16 protein-coding genes and 1 pseudogene are annotated in these 14,188 nt (G+C 62.3%); 10 read left to right on the top strand and 7 right to left on the bottom strand.

What is annotated here, in order from left to right; all coding sequences use genetic code 11:
- Window positions 1–46: 46 nt before the first annotated feature.
- The 3 genes from pdeM to EFD55_RS01440 are packed head-to-tail and all read right to left on the bottom strand — an operon-like array spanning window position 47 to window position 3,989.
- Window positions 47–772 (bottom strand): ligase-associated DNA damage response endonuclease PdeM, encoded by a 726-nt coding sequence (gene pdeM / locus EFD55_RS01450; RefSeq protein WP_125842690.1) that lies wholly within the window; start codon window positions 770–772, stop codon window positions 47–49.
- Window positions 773–797: 25 nt separating this feature from the next.
- Window positions 798–3,308, bottom strand: coding sequence for a ligase-associated DNA damage response DEXH box helicase (locus EFD55_RS01445; RefSeq protein ID WP_125842271.1), 2,511 nt, complete (start codon window positions 3,306–3,308; stop codon window positions 798–800).
- A 48-nt stretch (window positions 3,309–3,356) separates the two neighbouring features.
- A complete protein-coding gene (locus tag EFD55_RS01440) occupies window positions 3,357–3,989 on the bottom strand; it encodes a YitT family protein (protein ID WP_125842269.1) in 633 nt (210 codons plus the stop codon).
- A 134-nt stretch (window positions 3,990–4,123) separates the two neighbouring features.
- Here EFD55_RS01440 and EFD55_RS01435 point away from each other — a divergent pair, with 134 nt between their 5' ends.
- Both EFD55_RS01435 and EFD55_RS01430 read left to right on the top strand, forming a co-directional pair.
- A complete protein-coding gene (locus EFD55_RS01435; protein WP_125842267.1) occupies window positions 4,124–4,624 on the top strand; it encodes an RrF2 family transcriptional regulator in 501 nt (166 codons plus the stop codon).
- A gap of 22 nt (window positions 4,625–4,646) precedes the next feature.
- Window positions 4,647–5,108 carry a carboxymuconolactone decarboxylase family protein gene (locus tag EFD55_RS01430; protein ID WP_125842265.1) on the top strand — a complete coding sequence of 154 codons (462 nt, stop codon included), beginning with the start codon at window positions 4,647–4,649 and terminating at the stop codon, window positions 5,106–5,108.
- A 341-nt stretch (window positions 5,109–5,449) separates the two neighbouring features.
- Here the strand turns inward: EFD55_RS01430 and EFD55_RS01425 are convergent, their stop codons facing one another.
- Both EFD55_RS01425 and EFD55_RS01420 read right to left on the bottom strand, forming a co-directional pair.
- Window positions 5,450–6,085, bottom strand: a complete 636-nt coding sequence (locus EFD55_RS01425) for a YitT family protein (RefSeq protein WP_125842263.1) — start codon at window positions 6,083–6,085, stop codon at window positions 5,450–5,452.
- 207 nt (window positions 6,086–6,292) lie between these two features.
- Window positions 6,293–7,225 (bottom strand): class I SAM-dependent DNA methyltransferase, encoded by a 933-nt coding sequence (locus tag EFD55_RS01420; RefSeq protein ID WP_125842261.1) that lies wholly within the window; start codon window positions 7,223–7,225, stop codon window positions 6,293–6,295.
- Between the two features lie 141 nt (window positions 7,226–7,366).
- Between EFD55_RS01420 and EFD55_RS01415 the strand changes: the two genes are divergently transcribed.
- The 3 genes and pseudogenes from EFD55_RS01415 to EFD55_RS01405 all read left to right on the top strand — a co-directional run bounded on the left by EFD55_RS01415 (window position 7,367) and on the right by EFD55_RS01405 (window position 9,506).
- Window positions 7,367–7,633 carry a DUF6460 domain-containing protein gene (locus EFD55_RS01415; RefSeq protein WP_125842259.1) on the top strand — a complete coding sequence of 89 codons (267 nt, stop codon included), beginning with the start codon at window positions 7,367–7,369 and terminating at the stop codon, window positions 7,631–7,633.
- 1 nt (window position 7,634) lies between these two features.
- Window positions 7,635–8,153: a CAP domain-containing protein gene (locus EFD55_RS01410; RefSeq protein WP_125842257.1), complete on the top strand. Its 519-nt coding sequence runs from the start codon at window positions 7,635–7,637 to the stop codon at window positions 8,151–8,153.
- A gap of 7 nt (window positions 8,154–8,160) precedes the next feature.
- Window positions 8,161–9,506: pseudogene (locus tag EFD55_RS01405) on the top strand (MATE family efflux transporter).
- Here EFD55_RS01405 and EFD55_RS01400 read toward each other — a convergent pair.
- Both EFD55_RS01400 and EFD55_RS01395 read right to left on the bottom strand, forming a co-directional pair.
- Complete coding sequence (locus tag EFD55_RS01400; RefSeq protein WP_125842255.1) at window positions 9,482–10,570, bottom strand: quinone-dependent dihydroorotate dehydrogenase; 1,089 nt, start codon at window positions 10,568–10,570, stop codon at window positions 9,482–9,484. The pseudogene EFD55_RS01405 and the gene EFD55_RS01400 overlap by 25 nt on opposite strands.
- On the bottom strand, window positions 10,567–10,920 hold the full coding sequence (locus tag EFD55_RS01395; RefSeq protein WP_125842253.1) for a DUF952 domain-containing protein: 354 nt from the start codon (window positions 10,918–10,920) through the stop codon (window positions 10,567–10,569). Before EFD55_RS01395 ends, EFD55_RS01400 begins: the two co-directional genes overlap by 4 nt.
- Window positions 10,921–11,038: 118 nt before the next feature.
- On the opposite strand from EFD55_RS01395, the gene EFD55_RS01390 reads away from it, so the two are divergent.
- From EFD55_RS01390 to EFD55_RS01370, 5 genes are all read left to right on the top strand, one after another.
- Window positions 11,039–11,434 (top strand): hypothetical protein, encoded by a 396-nt coding sequence (locus EFD55_RS01390; protein WP_125842251.1) that lies wholly within the window; start codon window positions 11,039–11,041, stop codon window positions 11,432–11,434.
- 90 nt (window positions 11,435–11,524) lie between these two features.
- Entirely contained in the window at window positions 11,525–12,172 is a 648-nt protein-coding gene (locus tag EFD55_RS01385) for a response regulator (protein ID WP_125842249.1), read from the top strand.
- 120 nt (window positions 12,173–12,292) lie between these two features.
- The gene (locus tag EFD55_RS01380; protein WP_125842247.1) at window positions 12,293–12,958 is read left to right on the top strand and encodes a S24 family peptidase; all 666 of its coding nucleotides are present in this window, start codon (window positions 12,293–12,295) and stop codon (window positions 12,956–12,958) included.
- Window positions 12,959–12,969: 11 nt separating this feature from the next.
- On the top strand, window positions 12,970–13,722 hold the full coding sequence (locus EFD55_RS01375; RefSeq protein ID WP_125842245.1) for a thermonuclease family protein: 753 nt from the start codon (window positions 12,970–12,972) through the stop codon (window positions 13,720–13,722).
- A 48-nt stretch (window positions 13,723–13,770) separates the two neighbouring features.
- Window positions 13,771–14,184 (top strand): tellurite resistance TerB family protein, encoded by a 414-nt coding sequence (locus EFD55_RS01370; RefSeq protein ID WP_008524223.1) that lies wholly within the window; start codon window positions 13,771–13,773, stop codon window positions 14,182–14,184.
- Window positions 14,185–14,188: the final 4 nt, after the last annotated feature.

Genomic DNA, 14,188 nt, shown 5'->3' with positions numbered 1-14,188 from the left:
CGCTTCCTAACGTGCCCGAAAGGCCTTGAAGGGCAAGGCGGTGCGATCAGCCGAGCAGGCTTGAGAATCTCACCGAGTAGATCCGGTCCCTGCCGAGCAGATGGGCTATCAGCGCGCCTTTGTCGAACAGGCCGTGCATCGCCTTGTGGCGAAGGTCGAGACCGCCGCTCATGACACCGAAGGCCGGCATGAGGAGGCGGGCGCCGTCGGTGGCAAAGCAGGGGCGACGGATGGATCTTTCGCGCCGGCGCACGGTCGCCGACGGGTGCAGGTGTCCTGATATTTCGCCCTTTTGCAGGCCGTTCTTCGGCTCATGCCGGAAAGTCAGGCCGGCATAATGGATCTCGTCGGAGGAAACGCCCGGCAGATCGACGATGCCGTCAGGATCATGATTGCCATTGATCCAGATCCATTCACGACCGCGCGCCATCTCGACGATCAACGCGCGGAAATTTTCGGGCAGATGCCTTGAGCCGATGCGGTCGTGGAAATTGTCGCCGAGCGAGACCACGAGCTTCGGATCATAACGCGAGATAACGGCGGCAAGCACGGTCAGCGTCGCCAGCGTATCGTAAGGCGGCAGCATCATGCCGCGGCGCGCGAAGGCCGCCCCTTTTTCGAGATGCAGGTCGGAGACGACGAGCAGGCCGGCATCCGGCAGATAGAGGGCGCCGAGTGGATCGCAGACCGCGGCGGTGCCGTTCACCGATGTCTCGACGCCCGGTATCGCGGCCAGTCCCGATATATCGCGCGCCAGCGCCAGGCGGTTCATCACTCTCGTCGTTTCCAAATCATCGTCAGGCCAGAGCTTCGGCGATCAGATCGTCCGCCGCTTCGGCCAGCAGCGCGTCGTGGGCCTCGCCCGGCACCGCTTCTCGTCCGATCTCCAGCATCACCGGCACGGCGAGCGGGGAAATATGGTCGAGGGCGCGGTGGGTGATGTGGCCCCTGATTCGTCTCAGCATATCGCCAAGACGGCCAATATCCAAAAGTCCCGTCGCCGCATCCTGGCGCGTTGCCTGCAGCAGGATATGATCCGGCTCGTGGCTGCGCAGCACATCGTAGATCAGATCGGCGGAGACGGTGATCTGGCGGCCGCTCTTTTCCTTGCCCGGATGACGGCGCTCGATCAAGCCTGCAATCACGGCGCAATTGCGGAAGGTGCGCTTCAGTAGGAAGGATTCGTCGAGCCAGGCCTCCAGATCATCGCCGAGCATATCCTCGTCGAAGAGGTCGGAGAGGCTGAGCCGGCCATTGCGGATCATCAGCCCCATATCCTCGAGACCCCAGATCGCAAGGGAATAATCGGTGGCGACGAAGCCGAGCGGCTTGGCGCCGGCCCGCTCCAGCCGGCGGGTCAGCAGCATGCCGAGCGTCTGGTGGGCGAGACGGCCTTCGAAGGGATAGGCGACCATATAGCCGCGGCTGCCGCGCGGGAACGTCTCGATCAGGAACTCGTCGCGCTTCGGCAGCATCGACTTGTCCTTTTGCAGCGACAGCCAGTCGCGCACCTGATCCGGCAGGCGCCTCCAGCGGTCGGGATCGGCGATCATCGCCCGGACCTGCTCGGCGAGATAGGTCGACAGCGGAAACTTGCCGCCATTGTAGGACGGGATCTTCGGATCGAGCGAGAAGGCCTGCGACGCCAGGCATTCGTTTTCGCGAATCCCCTCGAAGCGCAGCACCTTGCCTGAGAAGATGAAGGTATCGCCCTGCGACATCTGCTCGAGGAAATATTCCTCGACCTTGCCGAGGGTAGCTCCGCCGCGGCCGATCCTGCCGCCCTCCCCGCGCTTGACCATGCGGATGTTCAGCATCGGGCTTTCGACGATGGTGCCGAGGTTGAGGCGATATTGCTGGGCGACGGCAGGATTGGAGACGCGCCAGCGCCCCTCCTTGGTCTTGCGGATGCGGGCGTATCGCTCGTAGGTTCTGAGCGCGTAGCCGCCGGTCGCGACGAAATCGACGATGCGCTCGAAGGTTTCCCACGTCAGATGGGCATAGGGCGAGGCACTGGTGACCTCATCATAGAGTTCCAGCATGTCGAAGGGCTCGGCGCAGGCCATACCGAGCACGTGCTGGGCGAGCACGTCGAGCGCGCCGCGGCCGACGGGCGGGGTATCCTGTGCGCCGATATAATTGGCGTCGAGTGCGGCCTGACACTCCATGACCTCGAAACGGTTGGCAGGCACGAGGATCGCCTTCGAGGGCTCGTCCATGCGGTGATTGGCGCGGCCGATGCGCTGGGCGAGACGCGAGGCGCCTTTCGGGGCGCCGACATGAATGACGAGATCGACATCGCCCCAGTCGATGCCGAGATCGAGGGTGGAGGTGGCGACAACGGCGCGCAGTCGGTTTTCCGCCATGGCCGCCTCGACCTTGCGGCGCTGAGCGACATCGAGCGAGCCGTGGTGAAGCGCGATCGGCAGGTTGTCGTCATTGATCGTCCAGAGCGCCTGGAAGAGCATTTCAGCCTGGCTGCGGGTATTGACGAAGAGCAGCGTCGTTTGGTGTTCGACAAGCTGCTTGTAGACATCGGGAATGGCGTATCGGGCGGAATGGCCGGACCAGGGGATATGCTCCTCGGTCGAAAGGATCGAGATATCGGGCTTGGCGCCCCCTTCGACGACGACGAGGCCAGCGTGATGCTCGCTCCCCTCCTCCTGTCCGACCAGCCATTTCTGCAGGTCCATCGGTTCGGCGACGGTTGCTGACAGGCCGATGGTCTTCAGGCCGGGAGCAAGGCGGCGCAGGCGGGCGAGGCCGAGCGAAAGCATGTGGCCGCGCTTGGAGGTGACTAGCGAATGCAGCTCGTCGAGGACGACATATTTCAGGTCCTTGAAGAAGCGTTCGGCCTCCCTGTTCGCCAGAAGCAGGGCGACCTGTTCCGGCGTCGTCAGCAGAATATCAGGAGGGTTGAGCTTCTGGCGCTGGCGCTTGGCATTCGGTGTGTCGCCGGTGCGGTTTTCGACGGTGACGGGCAGACCCATCTCCTCGACCGGCTTCATCAGGTTGCGCTCGATATCGATGGCAAGCGCCTTCAGCGGCGAGACATAAAGCGTATGGATGCCGGTAAAGGCGGAGCCGGGCGGGATCCTGCCGCGGCGGGTGAGATCGGTGAGCGAGGGCAGAAAACCGGCGAGCGTCTTGCCGGCACCGGTCGGGGCAATCAGCAAGGTGCTTTCGCCGGCCTCGGCGCGGGCAAGCAGTTCCAGCTGATGGGTGCGCGGACGCCAGCCCTTTTCCGCAAACCAGCGGGTAAAGGCGGCAGGAAGTGAGGCGCGGGCTTCGGAATCGATCTGGTCCACGCCCTGAAGGTAGTGAAAAGCCGGGGAAAAAGAAGAGCGTCCTGCCGTTCACATAGCGATATAGCGGTCCTTGCGGTGGTTGATCGCGAGCGTGAGGTTGAGAACCAGCGCGCCGAGCACAGAGCAGGCAATGATGAAAGGGCTGGCGACGAAAAAGGAGAGCGCCAGGACGATGCCGTCGAAGCCGAGCTGGACGAGGCCGGCGCGCCAGCCGAAGCGATCCTGCAGATAGAGGGCAAGGATGCCGATACCGCCGAGGCTGGCGCGGTGACGGAAGAGCGCCAACATGCCGGCGGCGATAACGAGGCCACCGAACAGCGCACCGGCGACCGGATCGACATGCGCAATGGTGATGAAGCCGGAGACAAATTCGGACAGGGCCGACGTAAGCGCGATTGCCGCAAAGGTCTTGATGGTGAAGGCAAGGCCTAAACGGCGGAAAGCAAAATAATAGAAGGGCAGGTTCACGGCGAAGAAGCAGAGGCCGAAGCTGAAGCCCGTGGCATAATGGGCGAGGAAGGCAAGGCCCGCCGTGCCGCCGGCTAGCAGCCCGGCGCCGGAGAGAAGCGATACGCCGAGCACGGCGAGCATGCTTCCGGCGACAATGCCCTGGGCGTCGTCCAAGGGCGAGTGACGATCGGCGCTGGAATTCAGAAGATCTGCGAAGATGGTGGATGCCATGATGTTCCCCTGTCGGCTTTTCCGCCTTCTATCCCGCGCGGGAATAAAGGCAAGCGGTAAGCATGGAGGATGCCCCTCTTGACATCCGGGATAATCGTGGATATTTTTTATCCACGAACTGAGGAGCCGCTTTCATGAAGATGAGCGATGGCGTCGAGCAAGCCATTCACAGCGTTGCAATGCTTTCCGGCCTTTCCGAAGGCGGGGTGCTTTCGGCGGCTGCGCTGGCAGAATTCCACGGCGTTTCGACAAGTTATCTCTTGAAGCATCTGCAGGCGCTGTCGGGCGCCGGCATCCTCGATACCGTGCCGGGGCCAAAGGGCGGATATCGGCTGGGCAAGGCGCCGGAGGAGATTTCGCTGCTCGACATCCTGCTCGCAGTCGAAGGGCCGGCACCGGCCTTCCGCTGCGCCGAAATCCGCCAGCGTGGACCGCACCCGGTCTCCGATCGCTTCTTCGCCAAGCCCTGCAACATCAGTGCGGCGATGCTGCGAGCCGAACGGGTCTACCGGGCGGAACTTGCCAAGACGAGCATTGCCGATCTTGGCATCGAATTGAATGCTCTCGACGACGGATCGATCGCAGCCCGAGGCTGCGCCTTCCTTGAAATCCACGAACGCAAGACGGCTCGCTGAGCCCTAACCAAGGAGAAAGACCATGCAACCGCGTTTCAACTTCGCAAAAGCCGCTCCCGACGCCTACAAGGCCGTTGCCGCGCTCGAGCAATATGTCCAGTCTTCCGGACTGGAGCGCCGCTTCATCCACCTGATCAAGCTGCGCGCCTCGCAGATCAACGGCTGCGCCTATTGCGTCGATATGCATGTGAAGGAAGCCCGCCATGATGGGCTCAGCGAGCAATGGATCAACCTGATGTGCGTCTGGCGGGAATCGCCGATCTATGATGCCCGCGAACGCGCGCTGTTCGCCTGGGTCGACGCTGTCACGAACATCGCCAAGACAGGCGCGCCGGATGCCGACTACGAGGAGTTGAAGGCGCATTTCTCCGAGGAGGAGATGACCAAGATCACGGTGGCAATCGGTGCGATCAATGTCTGGAACCGGCTCGCGGTCGGCTTCCGCTCGCAGCATCCCATCGACAAGGTCACGAAGGCTGCGTGATAGATATCTGCTTGCAGAGAATTCATCCCGAAGACCGACCCGAAAAATCTCGGGTCGGTTGATATTTGGTCATTCGCGATCGGTCGTGGCTCGCACGGCGACGGCGTCAAACCTATTGCTTGAGAGGTCGATGCTGTTGAATAGGTCGCGGACGACTTTCGCGACTTCCTCCGCGGAAGCGCCTTTGGCGTATTCTTCCTGCATGCGGCGTCTCACAAGCTTTTCCAAATCTGACATAACTCACCTCATCAAATCCGGCGCGAGAGGAAGTGTCGCGCCGAGAAGCGTCACAGGCAAGTTACGTTTTGTTTAGAATGGCTTACCGTTCTGTAAGGTTAGGGCTAAAGCGCGATGTAGCGGTCGGCGCGATGGTTGATGGCGACGAAGAGGTTGAGAACGACGGCGCCGAGCACCGAATAGAAGACGACAGGCGGCGTGGCGACAAAGACGGCCACGGCAAGCACGCATAAATCGATGATGAGCTGGACGAGGCCGGCGCGGATGCCGAAACGATCCTGCAGGTAGATGCCGAGAATGCCGACGCCGCCGAGGCTCGCGCGGTGGCGATAGAGCGCCAGCAGGCCGAAGCCGAGCAGCAAGCCGCCAAGAAGGGCCGCCCAGGCCGGATGGATGCTCGAAATGGAAAAGAAGCGTGACTGCACATCGGCAATCACCGACGTCAGGCCGATCGCAATGAAGGTCTTGACCGTGAAGGCCATGCCGAGACGCTTCCACGAGAGATAGAAGAACGGCAGGTTGAGCAGGAAGAAAGCGAGGCCGAAATTGACGCCGAAGGCATAATGCAGGAGGAAGGCCACACCGGCCGTGCTGCCGGTCAGCAGACCGGCGCTGGCAAGCACGTAGAGGCCGAGGGCTGCGACGAGGCTGCCGGAAAATATCCCCTGCACATCCTCAACGGTGGAGTGGCGCGTCGCGCTTGTGTTCCAGACGCCAAGGGCATTGATGAGCTGTGTCATGTCGCCAGTCTCCAACGGCAGACGAATTCGGGAGCGTCCGGCGAAGGTCCGGCGCGATGGAAATTTTCATCATGAAATGAGTCGGAGCACCGGCGTTTATCGCCGCGCTCGCTGCAGATATCTGTGCAATATCAGTCTTTTCGTATTTCGATCAAGCGGAATAGGTAAGCAATGTTGACCTATTCAAAAAACGCAAGAAATATTCGCTCATGCCGGCTTGCGCGCAAGGAACAGAATACCGGAAACCGGTTTTCCGCCATCTTTGCGAATGATCGTCTTGACGATTTTGAGGACTTCCAGGCCGTGCCGGGCGAGCAGCATCCTCACATAGGCCTCCGAATGGGCATAACGCAGCGAAGGGGCCAGATGGAAGCCTTCGCCTTCGCCTGCATCCTCGACTGAGAAGGCGATGTCGGCGCCTGAGGCGGCCAGTTCTCCGATGATGGCAAAGACGCTCTCGAGATTGCCGAGATACATCAGCACGTCAGCCGCCGTCACCAGATCGGCGCGATGACGCGCCGCATCGACAAAGACGCCGGAGAGATCGGGCGCGAGCGAAAGATCGGCCTGGGCGAGACTGTCATAGACATGTTTCTCGGCGGCCTTCGCCAGCATGTTCTGCGAGAGGTCGAAACCCACTAGGCGGCCGACGCCGGCGCGGATTTCCGGGCCGAGCAGACCGGTGCCGCAGCCGAGATCGACGACGCATTCATAACGCCTGCCGGTGGAGGCCACGAGCGCTGCAAGCTTCTGCGGGACGCTGTAGTCGAGTTTTTCGACAAGGGCTGATTCGAAACGGTCGGCATAGTCGTCGAAAAGGCGCTCGACATAGCGGCTCGGCGGCCGGTCGGGTATCGCACCATCGCCGAGAAGCGCGAGCTTGAGGGCGGCGCCGAAAATATCGTCGGGATCGAGCGCAAGCGTCCTGCGATAGGCCTCAATTGCTGCCTCACCCCCGCCCGCCTTTTCGCGATAGGTGGCCAGGCGATACCAGCCCGCGGCCCAGGCGGGCACGAGCTCAAGCGCCTGCTCCAGCAGCTCGGCAGCCGCTTCCGGCTCGCCGCCCTCTTCGAGCATCCTGGCATAATCGGCGCGGCGGTCGGCGATAACGTCGCCTGAGGAAAGCTGGTGGGGCTGCATAAGTTGACCTTGGTTCGCCCGCATTTGGGGGCGGCCACAAAAAAACTCAAGTCCTATTTCAGAGGCGAAGCAGCCAATTCCGGAAAGGGCTTGCGGGCGGCGCGCCGCAACCTTATTCCAAGGGCAAACAGGAGATGGCGCATGTCCGATCAGGTGAACAAGTTCCTCGGCGATTCACTCGGCCGCACATTGGTAAAACTTATCGTGGTGTCGCTGATCGTCGGTTTCGTCATGACCGTTTTCGGCCTGACGCCGTGGAGCATCATCGATGGGGTCCGCGACTTCATCCTGGAGATCTGGCATCGGGGCTTCTCCGCACTCGGACGCGTCGGCGACTATCTCATCCTCGGCGCAACGATCGTCATCCCGCTCTTCGTCATCCTTCGCCTTTTCAGCTATCACAGGTAATATGACATCCATCGCTTTTTCCAGGCGCAGCCTGTTGCGTCTTTCCGGACTCGCGTTCGCCGCCGGCATTGCCGGCTGCACGACAACCCCGCGGATCGCCGGCACGCCGTCTGACGGCGAGGACGAAACGTCGAGCGTATTGCCGCTCGTCAACCAGTTGAGGGCGAAGAACGGCCTGCCGCCGCTTGCCGCCGATCCGGCGGCGCAGACCGCCGCCCTCTTCCAGGCGAAACGCATGGCGAGCGCCGGCAAGATGGCGCATCTGATGGGCATGACCGACAGTTTTGGCGCACGTGTGAAAGCAAGTGGTGTCCGGCTGCCGGCGGCAGAGAATATCGCCTCCGGCCAGCAGAGCGTCGATGCGGTGGTGACGGCCTGGATCAACTCGCCCCATCACCTGGAGAATATGCTCGGACGTTATGACGGCCTCGGCGTCGCCGTCGCTCATAATACATCTTCCAGGAACCTGCCCTATTGGGCCATGGTGCTTTCCAGCCGAGGCGATTCCGCCTCGATATGAGGCAGGCATGGACACGCGCAGCAATAACCACACGCTGGCATTCGACGTAACGCACCGGCTGGTGCTCTCAATCGCCATTCCGATGACGCTCGGCTTCATGACGACGCCGTTGCTTGGGCTGACGAACACCGCCGTCGTCGGCCATATGGGCGATCCCGACGCACTCGCAGGGCTTGCGATCGGCGCGATGCTCTTCGATCTCATCATGGGGAGCTTCAACTTCCTGCGCGCCTCGACGACAGGATTGACGGCGCAGGCCTATGGCCGGCGGGACCAGCACGAACAGCAGGCGGTCTTCTGGCGGGCGCTCATATCAGCGCTCGGCTGCGGGCTGGCGCTACTCTTTCTCTCACCGCTGCTGATTGCAGCGGGGTTGAGGCTGATGGGCGCGGAAGGATCAATCGCCGAGGCGACCAGCACCTATTTCTCCATCCGCATTCTCGCCGCACCGGCGGCGCTGGCGAACTATGCCATCCTAGGCTTCGTGCTCGGGCGCGGACAGGGCAATGTGGGCCTCCTGCTGCAGGCGATCATCAACGGCATCAACATCCTGCTTTCCATCTATCTCGGCCTGTCGCTCGGCTGGGGTGTCGCAGGGGTTGCCTGGGGAACGATGGCCGGCGAAACGGCCGGCGCACTGGCCGGACTCTTCATCGTGCTGCGCGGCTTCGGCAAGGCAGAGCGGCCGGCACGGGCGGAGATCTTTTCCAGGCATCGGCTGCCGAGCTTTTTGCCCTCAACCGCGACATCCTTATCCGCACTTTCGTGCTGATCGGCGCCTTCACGATCATGACGCGGATCGGCACCAGCTTCGGTGCGGTGACGCTTGCCGCCAATGCCGTGCTGATGAATTTCTTCCTGCTGTCAGGTTATTATCTCGACGGGCTTGCCAACGCCGCCGAGCAGATCACCGGCCGGGCGGTCGGCGCACGATACCGGCCGGCCTTCGACCGAGGGCTGAAGCTTACGATCTTTTGGTCCTTCGGACTGGCGGCGCTTGCTTCCGCCTTCTTCTTTTTCGCCGGACCCTGGCTGATCTCAGTGCTGACGACATCGCCCGAGGTGCAGCATGCGGCCGAAACCTATCTGCCCTGGGCAGCGGTGACGGGGTTGACGGGCGCGCTTGCCTTTTTGATGGACGGAGTTTTCATCGGCGCGACATGGTCGGTCGATATGCGCAACCGCATGCTCATGTCCTTTGCCGGCTATCTCCTGATGCTCGCCGTTTTCGTGCCGCTCTTCGGCAATCACGGCCTTTGGCTGGCGATGAACGCCTTCCTGCTCTTCCGCGGCTTTTTCTTGGCCATGCTGGTGCAGCCGCGAGCCGATCAGACCTTCCGCGCCGCCCAGTAATCCAGCCTGGTGTCGCGCAGTTCGCGGATCGAGCCGGCCTTTTCACGGTCCAGGAGCGCGGAGAGGGCGCGGACAATATCGCCGGGCAGGCCCGGGCCCTCATAGACCATGCAGGAATAGAGCTGGACGAGATCGGCGCCCGCCCTGATCTTTTCCAGCGCGGTCTCGGCCGAGGAGACGCCGCCGACGCCGATGATCGGCAGACCAGGGCCGACGCGCTTGCGCATCCTGGCGAGCACGGAAGTCGACCTTTCGAAAAGCGGCACGCCGGAGAGGCCGCCCGCTTCCTTCGCCTGGCGCTCATCCTTGAGACCGTCGCGCGACAGCGTGGTGTTGGAGACGATCAGGCCATCCAGCGCATGCGACAGCGCTTCGGCGGCGATATCGTCCATGCCTTCCTCAGTCAAATCAGGGGCGATCTTCAGAAAGACCGGGATCTTCCGGCCGGATTTCTCCGCCATCTCGTCGCGGGCTGCCAGCACGGCTGACAGCAGCGCCGCAAGGCTTTCGCGCGCCTGCAGATCGCGCAGGCCAGGCGTGTTCGGCGAGGAGATGTTGGCGGTGAAATAGCGCGCGACGGAATGGAAGCGGCGGATGCCGGCGACGTAATCGGCGATGCGATCCTCGCTGTCCTTGTTGGCGCCGATATTGACGCCGATGATGCCATTGCCCTTCAGCGCGGCGAGGCGCCCGAATGCGGCATCATGGCCTTCATTGTTGAAGCCGAGGCGATTGATGACGCCTTCATCCTCCACCAGGCGGAAGATGCGCGGACGCGGATTGCCGGATTGCGGTTTCGGCGTCACCGTACCGATCTCGGTAAAACCGAAACCGAGTTTCAGCAGCGCTTCCGGCACTTCGGCATTCTTGTCGTAGCCTGCAGCCATACCGATCGGGTTTTCGAAGACAAGCCCGGCGACGGTCTGGCGCAGGCGTGGATCGGGAGCGATGTGGCAGGCCGGCACGAGACCGGATTTCAGCGCGGCGATCGACATGCCGTGCGCCGTTTCCGGATCGAACAGGAAAAGACCCTTGCGGGCGAAACGCTTGAAATGATCGATCATGGCTGCAGCTCCGGAAAGATGTGGGCTCCTGCTTCATCGAGCGGCAGCGGCGCCTCCCAGAGCACGGCCGCAAGCGGCAGATCGGCGTAAAGATGCGGGAAGAGATCGCCACCGCGCGAGGGCTCGAAAATGAGCTTATCGCCGAAACCCTCGCCATTGACCGCAATGAGCAGCAGGCCGGACTGGCCGGCAAAATGCAGGGCCGCGGTCTGCTTCACTTGGCCTGCCGTCGAGAAATGGATGAAGCCATCCTTGAGATCGATGCCGGCGCCATGAAAAATGCCGGTTTGTCTGGCTTCCTGCCAGAGCGCTTCCGTCACGATCTTGTAAAGGGTCGGTGTCACGGTCATCATGGCCTCACGATACGCTGGTCCTCAGTCATGAGCGCTTTGCCGGAAAGAGGCGGCGATGTCCACGCCCCGGCGCTTAAAACGGGGCCGCCACAAGCAAAATCCGGAGGATGAGACGATGAAAATATTGGTTCTCACGCTTGGCGTTAGTCTCCTGCCATTTGCGGCCATGGCGGCCGAACCCGATGCCAGCCGCTTCCAGCTGGAAAGGAGCGGCGATCATTTCGTCCGGCTCGACCGGCAGACCGGCGCGATGTCGATCTGCCAGGACAAGGACGGCGCTCTCGTCTGCCGCATGGCGGCCGACGAGAGGGCGGCCTATGAAGACGAGCTCGACCGGCTTTCAAAACGGGTGACGGCGCTGGAGCAAAACACCGCCCAGCGCGCACTGCCGAGCGATGCAGAGGTCGACCGCTCGATCAGCATCATGGAGCGGATGATGAAGAGTTTCATGGGGATGGTGAAGGAGTTCCAGGCCGAGGAAAACGCCAATCCCCTTCCGCAGAAGACGTGATCTGATATAGTCACGTCAGCGAGCATGCATGCACCGCTGAGGGGATGGCGGCGCATGCGGCATGATCGGACTCTTGGGAGGGAGTTTTCGATGCACGAACAGACCATCATCATTGCGGACGATCATCCGCTTTTCCGGGATGCGCTGCGCCAGGCGGTGATCGGCATGGAAGGCCGGCAGTCGATCGTCGAAGCCGGTGATTTCGCCGCCGCGCGCAAGGCGGCAGGCGCCCATGCGGACGCCGACCTGATGCTTCTCGACCTCGCGATGCCTGGTGTCAGCGGCTTTTCCGGCCTGATGGCATTGCGCTCCGAGTTCGCTAGCCTGCCGATCATCATCGTCTCGGCAACAGACGATGCAACGACGATCCGTCGGGCGCTGGAACTCGGCGCTTCCGGCTTCATCTCCAAATCCTCCGGCATCGAGGACATTCGCCGCAGCATACAGACGGTGCTTGCCGGCGATATCGCCACGCCGGAGAGCTACCGCGATGGACAGGAACAGGATCCCGACGTCGCCGACCTGATCCACCGTCTCCATACGCTGACGCCGCAGCAGAGCCGGGTGCTGACCATGCTTGCCGAAGGGCTGCTGAACAAGCAGATCGCTTACGAACTCGGCGTCTCCGAGGCGACGATTAAGGCGCATGTCTCGGCGATCCTGCTGAAACTCGATGTCGACAGCCGGACACAGGCGGTCATCCAGCTCGGCAAGATCAATATGGCGATGGTGGCCTGAAGCAAACCGTCCGAAACAGGATTTTATTCCTTTCCTGTCTTTACTCGGGCGGAACGGTCGGTTAATATTCCGCTCGGTTGAAGCGCGGCATTGGATGAGCCGCACGGGATCGGGCGCATCATGCTGTCACACGAGCAGATCTGGGGAGCGATCGACAGGCTTGCCGAACGGCACGACCTGACGCCGTCTGGTCTTGCGCGGCGCGCAGGGCTCGACCCGACATCCTTCAATAAATCGAAACGGCTTTCCGCAGACGGGCGGCTGCGCTGGCCCTCGACGGAATCGATCTCCAAGGTGCTCGATGCGACGGGGGCGAGCATGGAGCAGTTTCTCGCCTTCATGCGACCGGGCGGCAACCCTTCCGGGCTACCGGACGCGACGTTTGCGCCTCCCGGCAGCTCGATCCCCCTGCTCGGCTTTGCGCAGGCGGGCGCTGGCGGCTTTTTCGACGATGGCGGTTTTCCGGCCGGCCAGGGCTGGGACGTGGTGGAATTTCCAGCAGCGCCATCACAGAAGGCCGGCGTCTATGCGCTGGAGGTGCAGGGCGAGAGCATGATGCCGCTCTACCGCGACGGCGATGTGCTGATCGTCGAGCCGGGGGCGCAGGTGCGCCGCAACGACCGCGTGGTCGTGCGGACACGCGAGGGCGAAGTGATGGCCAAGGTGCTGCTGCGTCAGAGCCCGCGGTCGATCGAGCTCATGTCGCTCAATCCCGAACATCCCAACCGCACCCTCGATCTTTCCGACGTCGACTGGATCGCTCGCATCATCTGGGCCAGCCAATAGGAAGATATTCCATGCCCCCTGCAGCCTTGTTCACAGGTATCACAGGGATTGCGGTGGTGGCCGGCCTGCTGATGGCGGGCCAAGCAAAGCTCGGCGGCGTGGGCCAAGAAGAGATCGCGCCTGCAGAAGAGATGACGACCGCAACGGCGGATGCTGCTCCTGAGACCGCCGGACGGCCGGCGGCAATATCGGATGAACACGCCGAAATGATCGCCCGCTCGGCCGAACCGGCGGTTCCGCCCTCCCCGGCCGCATCTGGCGGCGCTGCGCCCAAAGCCGCCGGTGTCAAACAACAAGCGCAGACGATGCAGCACGACACGGCCGGTCCCGGCACGAAGAAGGCGATGGAGTTGTTGCGGCCGGTGGTTGAAAATGCAGGCATTCTTTCCTTCGGCGAACGCAGGCTTCTGCTTGCCGGCATCGTCTCGACACCGGTCGACAAGATATGCGGACCGGCAAGCCGGCAATGGCCCTGCGGCATGATGGCGAAAACGGCGTTGCGCCTGCTATTGCGCAATCGCAGCGTCACTTGCGATCTCGAGACGGCGGAATGGCAGGGAACGGCGATCGCTACCTGCCGCCTCGGCACAGAGGATCTCGGCTCATGGCTCGCCGAAAACGGCTGGGCGGAAGCAGCACCGGGTTCGCCGCTTGCAGCCGCCGCCGAGAAGGCCAAGCAGGCGGGAAAGGGACTTTACGGCGACGATCCACGCCGCAAACAGCCAGCGGCCCGGCAGCCGCGGAATGCTGCCGATCCCTTGTAAAGGCAGCCGCCAGTTCCTAATCTGGACCGATCGAAAAAGGAATCAGAAATGAACAAGCCGCTTTCCGCCCATGATGCTCTGATCTACGTGATGGTGATGGCATCCGCCGTCGACAGCACGATGAACGACAGGGAGCTGGAAAGGATCGGACAGTTGATCGGATTCCTGCCTGTTTTCAGGGATTTCGATGACGACAACCTGATTTCCGTGGCGCGCGACTGCGCCTCGCTGCTTGCGGGGCCGGAAGGCCTCGACGTCGTTCTGGAAACCGTGCGCGACACCCTGCCTGCAAAGCTCTACGACACGGCCTATGCACTCGCCGTCGAGGTCGCCTCCGCCGATCTCTCGGTCAAGGCGGAGGAACTCCGGCTGCTCAGCCTGCTGCGCGATCGGCTCGGCCTCGACAAGCTCACCTGCGCTGCCATCGAGCGCAGCGCGATTGCCCGTTTCCGCAAGGGCTAAAGTC

It is taken from the genome of Rhizobium pisi, assembly GCF_003938655.1.
Lineage (GTDB): Bacteria > Pseudomonadota > Alphaproteobacteria > Rhizobiales > Rhizobiaceae > Rhizobium > Rhizobium pisi.
Note: the sequence above shows the minus strand (reverse complement) of the source record. Positions and strands in the feature narration are given on the sequence as shown.